Genomic DNA, 13,079 nt, shown 5'->3' on the forward strand with positions numbered 1-13,079 from the left:
TGCCGCCGGCGGCGGCGCCGCCCCATCAAATCGACCCCGTAAGTGTTCATGTGTCCGCGTAAGTTAAGCGGACTCGAGGCTCCTACGCAGCGGCCGCGCGGTCAACATGTGTTCCCTGGTCGCTTACCCAACAGCACCTTTCGGTGGGGGTGGGCCACAAGCCTGCTCACGGCCCTGTCTATCGTGGACTCGGAGCCGAGAACGCCGAGCAGAACGATGACCTGAGCGGCCACTTCGGGCTCCTTGCGAAGGAGCTGTTCAGGGTCGAGAGTACGAAGAATATGAGCATCAAGCACCTCCGCAGCCGAGAGGAGTGCGTGCGCGACCGCTGTTCCCATGCGCGAGTTCTCGGTTCGCAACGCGTATGCCAGCATCCTGTTGTGAACGTCCGGATTGCCGCGGCGGACCACTGCTTGCAGAATAAGAGAACGCAGCTTGGAATCGCGCGTCTTTGACGCCAAGTTGAACAACCGCTTGATTGCATCATTGTCCATCTGCGCCACGTGTGCCAGGGCCGTTGCAGCGACACGCGCGATAGGAAGGCGAGCAACGGGATCGAATCCCATGTCATCGTCTGACCAAGTGTCAGCGACCAGTTTTTCCAGCGCCGGCAGGTACTCGGGACGCGGATCCCGGGCGAGGGCCTCCGCGACAGCTTCGCGCACGTACCGGGATTCGTCGCCGTGCATCGCCAAGAGTCGCTGAGGCAGAGCGCTCTCGCAACGCACCGCGAGGTACTTGAAGGCCTCAGCACGTACTACTCCACGGGGGTGCGACAGCGCCTGCTCCATGATGTCGGTCAGTTGCCTCTGGGCTACAGCCCGCATTGCGAAGCGCGCCACTTCATTGCCAGAGAGCCCATCAAGCAGCCGCTCAAGGTCGGAGCGAATATCGAAGGAGGAATGGAGCAAGGCCCGAATCTTCAACTGCAGTTCCGCCTCGGTCTCAGGCGCGCTGGCCGCGATCATTGAAACCACACGCTCGGTCAAACGCGGGCTCTGCACCTCGTCCGACGCGAGGAAAGGACCGGCCGCTTCTTGCAGCGCTTGCGGCAGAGACTCCCTCCAAGTGTTCAACACCTCTCTCAACTGCGACTCATCTTTCTTAGAGCTCCACGCACGCTTGAGGTCTTCGAAGAGGAGGAGAAGCCGCAGTACGCTCCCACGGCGCTGGATTTCACCGGCGAAGTCGGCAATCCTCGTGTTGCTGCGGACTAAGCAAATCACGACGCTCTCACGGACCGAGCGGCTATCGATAGGCTCGGCCACTCTCTTCAAGAGCAGTGGGAGCAACGACGCGTCCCAGGCTTGCGCCGCTACGTCCCAAGCCCGATCCTCGAACTTAGTGCCGATGCCGAGCTCAAGTAAGGAGCGCACCTCTTGTACGTTCGTAGATGGTTGCCCTTCGGCTTCGTCCGGCAACAGTCGCGCCCATGCTCCGCCAAGGCGCCGCGCCTGTGGGTGGCCGGCAATAGCTTGCCATCCTTGGCTGCGGCGAAGGGCTGCCACGTACTCGTCCACAAGCTCTCCTGCCGTGTAGCCTTCCTCCCCGGCGCTCTCCGAAAGATGCTGAGCGTACCCGTCTGAATACAGGCCGTCCTCAATCTTCTGCCACGTGTCATCCCAATCAGATGGACTTTCCAATTCGTCCAACGCCTTCATCACGACCGAGGTGACTGCCTCCAAGTCCAAGACAGCCCCTGCAGCGATCACCTCGCCATTACTCATCACTCCGTAGCGGATCACCGTGTCCATCGCGCGTATGAAGGAGCTTGCAATGTCAGGCTCAATCCGGCGCAGCCGCTCCACAAGCCGCTTTAGGTAGTGCTCGCTCGCGCTTGGCAGTGCAGTTTCCACCCATTTTCGACACAGCGCACGAACTGATGGGTCTGCGTGCATTGTCGCGAACCATCGCGCGTCAGGTTCGACTCGTTCGCGTCGCTCACGGCCACCAAAGAACATAGGAGCCGGCTCGATTTCCAGCACAAAGCGGGCGAACTCGGCGGGATGACAGTTCGGCGAACCAGCGGCAGCAGCAACTCGCAATGCCTCACGAAAATCTTCCCCCTGCGCCTCTGCCAGTTCGTTGCGGATCCAGCCATCGATCCTTGCCTGTGCCGATGCGCTGGATTGCACTTCCAACATCTCAGATCGCGCGACGAACGCCAGCACGGCGGCTGCCGTCTCTGGACCCCACCCGCCTTCAACGTCCACCTGGGTGAGTGCATCCAAGAGCCTCGCCACTCGCTTGGCAGACTGAACCTGCTCCTCGGCTGCGATCGCAGCAAACGCCGCCTCTGCTCGAGGGTGATAGTAGGAGACAAGCTGGCCCGATTGCCGCAGAGTGCGACCCGCGATAAAGAAGTAGAGAAACCGATCCAAGCCGGCGTCGAAAGCGGCGTCCAATTTCGCGAGGAGCCATGGATGTCGACAAACGCTTGCCGCGTCAGCTTTTTTCGAGCACCCAGCAAAGCCCATACGATGACTGCCCAAAGCTGTTCATGCCTCCCACGCACCTGCTGCGCGATCGTCAACTCAATGAAATCGTGCCGCGCCTTGTCCCGTGCCGCGGCAATCTGTTCAGCGGCCGGAATGCCCGGCTCGTCGGGATCGTGCAGGTTGGCGAAGAACCGATCAATCTCATTCGGGGTCGACAGTTCGTTCAGCACGCGATCATGGACTCGTGCGAGAGAAATCTGCAGGGCGCGCGGCGCAGACGGAATCCGGTCGTCGTACATCCGTCGTCGCTGCGCGCGGCTGTAGTCGTCCGGTTGTAGCGAGATCATCCAGCGCTTGATGCTGTTGCGCACGCCGGCATCCATCATCACATCTTCACGCGTCGTGATGATGAATTTCCGATTTGCACTTGCGGTACGCAGGAGCTGTGGCAATCGATCGAGCCATTGCTCCTGGCGAGGCTCGTACTGGTATTTGCCCCAGGGATCCTCGATGTCAAAGACGACGGGCGTCGTGGTGTCCGCTTCCCGCACTAACGAGGGGCGATCAGCCACGATCCTTCTGTGCCCCTGGCCCGCTTGGTGCACGTGCTCCCAGAGGGCTGCAGCTGTCATAGTCTTCCCGGTGCCGGAGCGCCCGTAGATGATCACCGCATGCTCTCGATCCAGCTTTTCGCACAGCTGCGACCAGTTTTCGGGCCGGATGTACATCGCCACGTCCGCTGACGTCGCCAAATACCCCCCCGTGACGCCCGATGACTTCCGCCAACTCATCGAACGTCCACGTCCGTGCCTCCCGGCCCGTCATCTTCAAGCGTGCGACATCCCGCAGATTCGCGAAGCAGGCATCGCGATTTGCAAGCGGAACCTTCATAGCCTCGACGAGCAACTCACGCACGCGCGAGGCAATTCGTTCTTCATCGTAAGCTTCAATCACCTTGACCCTTCCGGCCGCTTCGGCCGGCAACAGCCTGACGAGTGAAGCCGGCATAGACGGCGGCTCCAACTTCTCGGTGAACCCACGAACAGACAGTGTGCGAGCTACACCGGTCAGTGGGCCGGAGGTGATCAGCAGGTATTCCAGATTGGGAGTCTCCAACCGCTCTTTGGCCGATCTGCGCTGAGGCCCACCGTGTTCTAACAGGCGGGCAATCGCGCTGTGGCTCCAGTCGCCGGTTGCGGTCAACTTTGCCTGGATAACGAGCGGGCGCTCAGCGACCTGGGCGCGAAGACTCATGCGTCCGGGATCCGTCGGATCAGAGGGCGGTGGCGGCGACCCGGTCAACCATGCTTCCACGTCCTCCTGACTCGCCGGCTCTACTTCGATTGAAGACGCCATGCCCTTGGCAAGCACCAGGTCCAGAGCCGCCCAGACTGAGACGTCGGCCTGGTACAAATAACCGCGAAAGCCGGCAGACCCACCGGCAGTCGTTCCGTCACCTAATTGAGTCGTCAGTGCGGTGGGGAACGCCACTTTTTTTTCAATTTGCCTCGGGGCCGCCTTCCCCGTCGTCCGCCTCAACGGCGTCTTCCGCGCACCCCCCTTTGCAACTTGCTTCACAGCGGCCTTGTTCGCGCCAGCTTTTCGCGTCGTGGTCTCCTTGGCAAGCACCATGTTCGGCGCCTGCTGGCGTGCTTTCCCCTTCTTGCCAGGCGACTTACTGACCACCGATGCTCGTGCCGCAGCGGGCTGCTTTGCCGACTGCTTGCCTGCTGGATCTCGGCTCGTTGCGCCTGCGCCTGACTTCTTCGACATGCTCTCGTGCCCCGCCTTGTTTGGACGAAATAAGTATGCCGTGCACCTATGCGTGCAGTTCGCTTACTCGTCCCCACTTGCGTTTGTCGTGTGAGATCGATAGCCCCGGCAATTCGCTGATCCGAAGCAGTCATGTGAACCTTCTTCTCACTAGCAAAGCCGGTCGTCTGAAAAGCATCTGACGGCTTCGGCCTTCACAGAGGCGGCGCCGGCACCCCCTCCTCGACACGCCGGTATACCCGTGTTGAACAGGGTTAGCACGAGGGAGCGCCCGCCCGCAGATGAGCAAAATGCACCCCTTCTGTTACAGTTTTGCTGATGAAACGCGCGCGCGCAGCACGCATGGGATGACAGCAAGACAAGGGGAAAGAAGTGATCACGCGCGGTTCGGAATGGCATCGCTGGGAGCCCCACATCCATGCACCCGGCACCCTACTAAACGACCAGTTCAAATACGGCGACTGGGACGGCTACCTAACGCTTCTGGAGGCTGCGACACCGCGGGTCGAAGCCATAGCCGTCACCGACTACTACACGACCTCCCTGTACGAAGAGGTACTCTCACAAAAGGCACGGGGGCGGCTTCCAGGAGTGGCGCTGATCCTTCCCAACATCGAGGTGCGCCTCGATGTCGCAGCGAAGTCGGGTTTTGTGAATCTGCACCTGCTCGTTGACCCTCACGCCACCGACCACCTTGTCGAGGTCCGTCGTTTTCTCGCCCGACTTCAGTTTCCTGCATACAACGACCGATTCGCCTGCACCCCTGAGGATCTGGCGCGGTTAGGCCGGATGGCGGATCCCGCTATCTCGGACGAACGCGCCGCGTTCGCACATGGCGCTACGCAATTCAAGGTCAACTTCGCACAGCTAAAAGGGGTCTATGTCGAAAGCGCGTGGGCGAAGGCCAACATGCTGATTGGCGTCGCAGGCGGCTCGGGCGACGGTACCTCCGGTCTGCACCAAGCGGCTGACCAGACGCTCCGACAGGAGATAGAGAAGTTCGCACACTTCATCTTCACCAGCAGCCCGGCACAGCGGGAATTTTGGCTCGGACAGCGCGGGCTGACTGCGCAGGAGCTCCAGGCCCGCTACGACGGCTGCAAGCCGTGCATGCACGGTAGCGACGCGCACAACCTGACGACCACCGCGAAGCCAGTGGGAGACCGCTTCTCTTGGATCAAGGGCGCGCTGACATTCGATTCGCTGCGCCAATCCTGCATCGATCCTGCATGTCGCACGTTCGTAGGGCCCGAACCGCCTAAGACTGCGATGCCGTCCCAGGTCGTCTCCCAGCTTGTCATAGAGGAGGCCGACTGGGCCGCAACAAAGTCAATCCCGATAAATCCAGGCTTGGTCGCGATCATCGGCGCTCGCGGCTCTGGCAAGACTGCCTTGGCCGACATGATCGCTGCCGGATGCGAGGCGCTCGGGGACACCGCTTGGCGCCAGGACGAAGACGTCAGCCCCTCTTTCCTAGTCCGAGCCCGCCCCCTTATCGGCGACAGCAAGGTGCGCCTGCAATGGGGCGGCGGGGAGACGACGGGCGGCTACCTGGATGGTCGAGATGTCGACGATGCATGGTCGTTTCCGCGCGCACGGTATCTCTCGCAGCAGTTCGTGGAGGAGCTGTGCTCCGCCCGAGGTGCATCGGAGGGCCTTGTCCGCGAGATCGAGCGCGTGATCTTCGAAGCCCACGCGAACGATGATCGTGAGGGCGCTGTCAACTTCGGCCAACTATGCGAGAACCGTACAGAGCGCTACCGGCAGGCGCGGCAGCGTGAGGCTGAAGCGATCGCAGCGATTTCCGACCGAATCGCCACAGAGTTCGAGAAGGACGCCATCGTTACCAGCCTGCAGTCGCAAGCTGCCGGCAAGGAAACGCTTATCAAGGGCTACACCGCCGACTTGGCTAAGTTGGTCGTGAAGGGAACTGAAGCGCAGGCCAACCGTCACGCAGAGTTGAGCGCAGCCGTGCAGACTCTCACGGGTTGCATCGCGGCGTTCTCTGCACAGCGACGGACCTTTGTAGCAATGCAGGACGAGGTCAAGAACACGCGGACGGCCAAGGCGCCGGAGATGTTGCGGCAGGCAATTGCGCGCCATCCGAGTAGTGGCCTCAACGCAAGTCAATGGGATGCGTTTCTTCTCGTGTACAAGGGTGACGTAGACCGCGCTCTCACCGGCTACATCGCATGGGCGGACGAGCAGATCGCCTCTTTGACCGGCCAACCTGTGACCGTGGGTGACCCGACCGCAGCACTGATCGCGAGCGACGCCGATCTCACCAAGCTTCCCCTGTCGCTACTCAAGGCGGAGATGGGCCGATTGGAGAAGCTGATCAGCGCTGACACGATTGTGCGCAATCAGTATTCCGCGCTCACCCAACGAATCGCGACGGAGAACAGTGCGCTGCAAAAGCTCAGGATGCAACTCGTGGATGCACAGGGAGCCGCAGAGCGGCGGAAGGCGCTTCAGCAGGAACGTGAGGACGCTTACGGTCGCCTGTTTACCGCAGTCATCAGCGAGCAGCACGCGCTGGAGGATCTGTACGCACCGCTGATGACACGGCTCACCGCAATGAGCGGCACATTGAGGAAATTGAGCGTTCAGGTGTCCCGTACTGCCGACGTAGCAAGCTGGGCTTCCCATGCCGAGGATCATCTGATCGATCTCCGCAAGTCAGGGCCTTTTATGGGGCGCGGAACGCTGGCGGAGGTTGCCCGAACCGAGCTGCAGGCGGCCTGGGAAGCAGGTTCGGCAGCCGAAGTGCAGGCCGCGATGGCATCGTTCATCGCCAAATACACGAAGGACCTTCTCGCCCACGCCCCATATGCGCCCGCCGACCAGACAGCTTTCCGCAAGTGGTCCACCCAGTTCGCCCGTTGGCTGTTCGGTACGGACCACCTCGCCGTTCGCTACGAGATCCTCTACGACGGCACCGACATCCGAAAACTATCACCAGGTACGCGGGGCATCGTGCTGCTGCTGCTATACCTTGCACTCGATGATGCGGACGACCGTCCCCTCATCATCGACCAGCCCGAAGAGAACTTGGACCCAAAGTCCGTCTATGACGAACTCGTCCCTCTTTTCATGCAGGCCCGATCGAAGCGACAGGTGATCATCGTGACGCACAACGCTAATCTTGTGATCAACACGGACGCGGACCAAATCATCGTCGCTGATGCGAGCCCCTCCATGGGTTCCGGGCTTCCTACGTTTAGGTATGTCGCTGGCGGGCTAGAGGATGCAGACATTCGCAAGCAGGTGTGCGACATTCTGGAAGGTGGGGCGGAGGCCTTCCAGGCGCGGGCGCGCAGGTTGAGAGTGCGCCTAGAGCGCTGAAGACATGCCGGACTCGTGGCGACTGTTCCGGTTTGCAGCAATGTCGGGCAGGGACTCACCCTATCACTCGATCTCAGTCCCCTGGCTTCGACTCAGGAGCTCCGGTGAGCTTCTGGGTTATCTCCTCGCAGAGGTCCTTCTTGCCAGTCAACTCACCAATCTGACGCAATGCAATCAGAGCCAATGTACCGGCGACCTGAACTAGCTCAATGACTTGCTCGGGATCGAAGTCCGGCTCGATCGTCCGTGTTCCATCGGCATTCTGCTTCCATCGGTTGGAGACTTGGCGCAGGCCGCCGTGAGTAAAGTCGTTCATCGCCTTCCAAGTCGAAGCCTTCAGCTTGGACAGAAACTTGTCTGCAAAGTCTTCATGTTCCTCGATGGCAGCGACCATTTCGCCGAACGTCATCTTGGGCCAGATCCCCTTCTCCGCGAAGCCTGTGACATCTTCAGCTGATGCACGGCGATGCAGCCATCCCGCGCGGACCAAAGCCTCGAACTCCGCTCGCGCGAGAGCGAACGCAGATGCGAACAGGCGCGCAGAGACGAGCTGGATGATCGAGAAGTGGTGCTCAATGGCGAGGTCATAAAAGAGCCCGGGCACAAGAACACGGTGCTCCTGCTTGATCTCCAGACCGTCCAACCGATTGAGGATCCATTCGCGACCATCCCACGCAGCGGCGACCACCTCCCTGAGATTCTCGGGAAGAGCGGGGGCTTGGGGCAGGTCCGGCATAGTTTCTGTGGCTGCTTGCTCGGGGTCTGCCATCAAAAAAGAAAAGCGCCCCTAAACGGGGCGCTTTCACAGAATTGGCGGGGGAGGGCTCTCTTTGGGCCTAAGACTTCCCTAGTGACGTTCGTGACCTCCCTGCAGAGTCCAGTGCGCACAACCCCCAGAATCCCTGCGCCCTTTCGATTGCTTCGCAGCTTTAGTTTGACCTTCATTTCCTGCCCTTCCCTTGGCTCTCGATCTCTAGCGAGACCTCGAACACGATGAAAAAGGAGGCCATGACCACCAGACATCCGCTGAGGAGGTCTCCGGGCATCACCGTGGCCGACATGGCACCGAAGACTGAAACTGGAGCCAGTTTACTCCATGTGGTCGCGCGTGCTATCCGGTCCAGGCCTCGTAACCCCGCCGCACAACTCAGCGAAGGTCGGCTTGAGAGCACTGCTTGCGGTCGTCGTCCGCTCGAGTTGGACATGGAGGCTGTGATACACTCCAAAACGTTGTCCCCGCCGACGTCGAAGGGCTTGCTGATCGAAGCTAAGTCCTTGTCAGATAAGGCCTGTGGATACATTTGTGGCTGAGTCGGAGCGATCCTCCTCCTCTCCACCACGATTTCCTCAGTGGGTTCTTAGCTCAGTTGGTAGAGCAGCGGACTCTTAATCCGTAGGTCGTAGGTTCGAATCCTACAGGACCCACCACTCTCCTCTTTTCACACCGCCCTTGGGCTGCCCGCCTGGAACAGGCGGCTGATCACGGGCCAATAACGATCCTTGTCGCCGGCCTCGATCGCACTTTGCAACAGCGCGTCGACGTGCCGGGCACCCTCGGCGTCGACGCCGCATTCGCCGGCGAGCTTCAGCGCGTAGCGCAGATCCTTGCGGGCATAGTCCACCGAAAACGCCCGCAAGGGGAACTCGTCGGGCACGATGGCCTTCATGCCATGGTTGCGCAGTGCGAAGCTGTCGGCAGAACCCTTCGACAGGACATCGAACAAGGTGCCGACGGCGACGCCGGACCGCTCGCCGATCGCCTTCGCCTCGCTCAGCGCCGCGACGATCTCGAACAGGACCATGTTGTTCAGGATCTTGACCACCTGTCCGCAGCCGACCGCGCCGCACAGGGCGATGTCGCTGGCGAAGGTGGCGATCAACGGTCTCACCTGCTCGAATTCCTCCGGCGTGGCCCCGACCATCACCGACAAGGTACCAGCCTCCGCAGCCGCCCGGGTGCGCGCAACAGGCGCGTCGATGAACACCATGCCTTGCTGCGCAAAGTCGTCGGCCAGCCGCCGCGTGACATCCACCGACGTGGTACTGAGGTCGACCACCATGAGGCCGCGCCGGCCGTTCGCGAGAATGCCTTCGGAGGCCCGGCAGACCTCATCCACGATCTCGCCCGAAGGCAGGGACAGGAAGAGCACGTCGACTGAAGCGGCGATCTCCTTCGCGGAGGACGCGGGCTTCACGCCTTGCGCTACCAGCCGCTGCAGCGGGGCCGCATCCTTGTCCAGCGCGATCAGGGCAGCGCCCGACTTCGACGCCAGATTGCGGCAGATGGGCTCCCCCATGACGCCTAGGCCGATAAACCCGATGGAACGGGGCTGCGCAACTTGACTGCTGTTCATGGAAGATTTCCCTGGAATGGATGTGAGTGTGTGGCGGACCGGATCACGGCTGGGGCTCGGTTCGAGGTGGCATCGGACTTTTCGGCGGTTTCACTCCACGGACTGATGGGGCAGTACCTTGCCCGGGTTCATCAGCCCCCTTGGATCCAGCGCCTGCTTGATCCGCCGCAACAGAGCGATCTTGACCGGGTCCTCGTATCGCTGAAGATCGGCGGTGCGCAGGCCCCCGATCCCTTGTTCAGCACTGATGGAGCCACCATGGTCGCGGACCCGGTCGTGCACCAGCAATGACAAGTTCTGCTGCACGGCTGCAAAGGCTGCTTCCTGCTGACGCACGGGTTGCAGGATGTTGTAGTGCAGATTGCCATCGCCGAGATGGCCGAATGTGGCACTGCGCACTCCCGGGAATTGCTCCTGCAACACCCTGTCGGTGGTCGTCACGAAGTCAGCCATGCGAGAGGTGGGAATAGAGATGTCGTGCTTGGCACACCTGCCTTCTGCCGCCACCGCCAGAGTGATGCTCTCGCGCAGGTGCCAGAAAGCTTGCGACTGCGCCACGCTCTCGGCAATCGCCGCATCGTCGATCTCTCCTGCCTCGAGCGCCGCCGAAAGGAGGACATCGAACCGGTCGCGAGCGCGCAGCTCGCTTTCGGCGTCCGAGGACTCGAGCAACACGAACCAGGGGGCCGTCGGCAGCGGAAGCCGCTGGTCCGGGAAATGCCTTGGCACGAGTTCCAGAGCCACCGACGACATCAGTTCGAAGCCAGTGAGTTCCGCACCCAGCACGGAACGGGCTCGCGCGAGCAACGCGACAGCCTGCTCGATGGATGCCGTGGCGGCAAAAGCAGTGCGTTGCCCTGCCGGCAGCGGAAACAACTTCAGGGCCGCGGCGGTAATGATGCCGAGTGTGCCTTCCGAGCCGATGTAGAGATCGCGCAGGTCGTAGCCGGTGTTGTCCTTGCGCAATGCGCGCAGCCCGTTCCAGACCTCGCCTTCGGCCGTGACCACCTCGAGGCCCAGCGTGAGCTCGCGTGCGTTGCCGTAGCGCAGCACCTGCGTGCCGCCCGCATTCGTGGCCAGGTTTCCGCCGATCATGCACGTGCCTTCGGCGCCCAGCGACAGCGGAAACAGGCGACCGGCGGCGCGCGCCGCCTCCTGCACCGCCTGCAGCACGCAGCCGGCTTCTGCCACGAGCGTGTTGTTGTCGGTGTCGATCGAACGGATGCGATTCATGCGTCCGAGCTGTATGACGACGGCACGTCCCGACTGGTCCGGCGTGGCGCCGGCGACCTGCCCGGTATTGCCTCCTTGGGGGACGATCGGAGCGCCATGCTCGACGCACGCGCGCACAACGTCACGCACCTGCTCTGTCGTGGCCGGCCGCACGACGGCAACCGCGCGCCCCGTCGCCACCTTGCGCCAGTCGGTCAGGAATGGCGCGCAGTCGTCGCCGGTCAGTACGTGGGATTCGCCCACGGCACGACGCAAGGCGCCCAGCAAGCTCTCGTTCATGATGTCAGTTTCAGGCGCGAATGGGAGTGAGCAGGCCGCGTCCGGCCATGAAGGAGGCCAGGTTGTCGAGCACGAGCTGCCCCATGGCACGCCGGGTTTCGACCGTGGCGCTGCCTACGTGCGGCATGAGTGCGACCTGGTCCATGTCCATCAGCTCCCGAGGGACCGCAGGTTCGTTCTCCAGCACGTCCAGGCCGGCTCCGCCCAGCCGTCCTTCCAGGAGCGCGCGCACCATCGCAGCCTGGTCGATCACCGTTCCGCGCGCGATGTTCACGACGATCCCCTCCGGTCCGAGCGCGTCGAGGACCTCGGCCGACACGAGGTGCCGCGTCGCAGGTCCACCCTCGCACGCAACGACGAGGAAGTCTGCCCAACGCGCCAGTTCGGTCAACGAGGACTCATACCGGTACGGGATGCCCGCGCGCTTGCGCCGGTTGTGATAGCGCACGTCCATGCTGAAACCGGACCCGCGGCGTGCGATCGCTTCGCCGATCCGGCCCAGGCCCAGGATGCCGAGGCGCTTGCCGCTCACCCGCGTGGAGAGCGGAAAGGCACCGATCGTGCGCCATTGCCCCGTCTTCACGTAGCGGTCGCCGACGGCGGTGCGGCGGGCGGCGGCGATCAGCAGCCCCCAGGCCAGATCGGCGACGCAGTCGTCGAGGACGTCTGGCGTGTTGCTGACCACGACGCCGCGGGCACGCGCTGCCGCAACGGCTATGGTTTCGTATCCGACGCCCCAACTGCAGATCGCCCGCAGGTCCGGCAGACGCTCGATGATGGACGCCGTGCAGCCGTGGCGCACGGAAGTGACCACGGCCGAGACACCGGCAGCGCGCCTGGCGACGGCTTCCAGCCCGCCGGGCTCCGCCCACAGGCGCAGCACTTCGTACTGTGCCTGCAACTCCCGGTCGATCTCGTCGCCTAGCGGGCCGACCTGGAGGACCGCGGCCCGCTCAAGCATCTTGCCGAGGAGCGGATTTCTTCAGCGGAATGTAGTTGGCGTCGGCCGCGGCTTCGGCAAAGCTCTTGCCGGCGCGAACGCCTTTTTCGACCGCGTGGTCCACCCCCAGGATCCGCTCGGCTTCGACCAGCACCCGCGGCACTTCCTGGCGCGGCACCACCACGACGCCGGTGTCGTCCACCACGACCAGGTCGCCCTCCTTGACGGAAATGCCGCCGATCGTGACCGGCTCGCCCATCGCCTGCAGCTTCAGGCGCGTCTTGCCGGTCGTTGGCGTCACCCAGCGGGCCGCCAGGGTGAGGCCGGTGGCGCGGATTTCGTCGGTGTCGCGGCAGCCCCCGTCGATGACGACCGCCGTCGCCTGCCGGCCGGCGGCGGCCAGCGAGGCGATCCCCCCAAAGGTTGAAATCGCCGCGCCGCCCACGTCGACCATCAGCACGCGCCCGGGACCGGTCGCCGCGACGAGCCGGCCGACCGCGAAATCGGCCCGGTCGAAGTCGCCCAGCGGTCCCCATTCGTGGCGCGCGGTGGCAGCGAAGCCGACGGCCACGCCTTCACCACTGCGGCGCGCGATACCCTGGACCACGCCGGCGATGCCGCAGGCGTCCAGCGCATCCGACCACGTGCTGCTTCCCATCCGGGCGCAGCGTTCGAGCAGCGCCTTGTCTTCTGGATTCATCGAATGTCCCTGTCTCG

Annotated in this window: 9 protein-coding genes, 1 tRNA gene and 1 pseudogene; 3 read left to right on the top strand and 8 right to left on the bottom strand. The window is 62.7% G+C overall.

From position 1 onward, the window contains the following. Positions 1–101: 101 nt before the first annotated feature. Positions 102–2,405 (bottom strand): HEAT repeat domain-containing protein, encoded by a 2,304-nt coding sequence (locus tag RAMLITH_RS25030; RefSeq protein ID WP_168110197.1) that lies wholly within the window; start codon positions 2,403–2,405, stop codon positions 102–104. Positions 2,406–2,419: 14 nt separating this feature from the next. On the opposite strand from RAMLITH_RS25030, the gene RAMLITH_RS25035 reads away from it, so the two are divergent. Then, positions 2,420–2,776 carry a hypothetical protein gene (locus RAMLITH_RS25035; protein WP_168110198.1) on the top strand — a complete coding sequence of 119 codons (357 nt, stop codon included), beginning with the start codon at positions 2,420–2,422 and terminating at the stop codon, positions 2,774–2,776. Positions 2,777–2,788: 12 nt separating this feature from the next. Here the strand turns inward: RAMLITH_RS25035 and RAMLITH_RS26310 are convergent. Beyond that, a pseudogene (locus RAMLITH_RS26310) lies at positions 2,789–3,106 on the bottom strand (nSTAND3 domain-containing NTPase); the annotation flags it as partial. Next, positions 3,003–4,211, bottom strand: coding sequence for a hypothetical protein (locus RAMLITH_RS25040; RefSeq protein ID WP_168110199.1), 1,209 nt, complete (start codon positions 4,209–4,211; stop codon positions 3,003–3,005). The pseudogene RAMLITH_RS26310 and the gene RAMLITH_RS25040, both read right to left, overlap by 104 nt. Before the next feature lie 372 nt (positions 4,212–4,583). On the opposite strand from RAMLITH_RS25040, the gene RAMLITH_RS26250 reads away from it, so the two are divergent. Continuing rightward, on the top strand, positions 4,584–7,556 hold the full coding sequence (locus tag RAMLITH_RS26250; protein WP_168110200.1) for a TrlF family AAA-like ATPase: 2,973 nt from the start codon (positions 4,584–4,586) through the stop codon (positions 7,554–7,556). Positions 7,557–7,629: 73 nt separating this feature from the next. On the opposite strand, the gene RAMLITH_RS25050 is transcribed toward RAMLITH_RS26250, so the two are convergent. After that, complete coding sequence (locus RAMLITH_RS25050) at positions 7,630–8,325, bottom strand: DUF6988 family protein (protein WP_168110201.1); 696 nt, start codon at positions 8,323–8,325, stop codon at positions 7,630–7,632. 583 nt (positions 8,326–8,908) lie between these two features. On the opposite strand from RAMLITH_RS25050, the gene RAMLITH_RS25055 reads away from it, so the two are divergent. Further along, positions 8,909–8,984 (top strand) — tRNA-Lys (locus tag RAMLITH_RS25055). Between the two features lie 11 nt (positions 8,985–8,995). Here the strand turns inward: RAMLITH_RS25055 and RAMLITH_RS25060 are convergent. The 4 genes from RAMLITH_RS25060 to RAMLITH_RS25075 form a co-directional block, all read right to left on the bottom strand. Next, positions 8,996–9,910, bottom strand: a complete 915-nt coding sequence (locus tag RAMLITH_RS25060) for an NAD(P)-dependent oxidoreductase (protein ID WP_168110202.1) — start codon at positions 9,908–9,910, stop codon at positions 8,996–8,998. A gap of 90 nt (positions 9,911–10,000) precedes the next feature. Further along, positions 10,001–11,422 (bottom strand): FAD-binding oxidoreductase, encoded by a 1,422-nt coding sequence (locus RAMLITH_RS25065; protein WP_168110203.1) that lies wholly within the window; start codon positions 11,420–11,422, stop codon positions 10,001–10,003. Positions 11,423–11,432: 10 nt separating this feature from the next. Next, positions 11,433–12,383 carry a 2-hydroxyacid dehydrogenase gene (locus RAMLITH_RS25070; protein WP_168110204.1) on the bottom strand — a complete coding sequence of 317 codons (951 nt, stop codon included), beginning with the start codon at positions 12,381–12,383 and terminating at the stop codon, positions 11,433–11,435. Then, positions 12,376–13,062 carry an RraA family protein gene (locus RAMLITH_RS25075; RefSeq protein ID WP_168110205.1) on the bottom strand — a complete coding sequence of 229 codons (687 nt, stop codon included), beginning with the start codon at positions 13,060–13,062 and terminating at the stop codon, positions 12,376–12,378. Before RAMLITH_RS25075 ends, RAMLITH_RS25070 begins: the two co-directional genes overlap by 8 nt. Positions 13,063–13,079 lie beyond the last annotated feature (17 nt).

The organism is Ramlibacter lithotrophicus, from assembly GCF_012184415.1.
GTDB lineage: Bacteria > Pseudomonadota > Gammaproteobacteria > Burkholderiales > Burkholderiaceae_C > Ramlibacter > Ramlibacter lithotrophicus.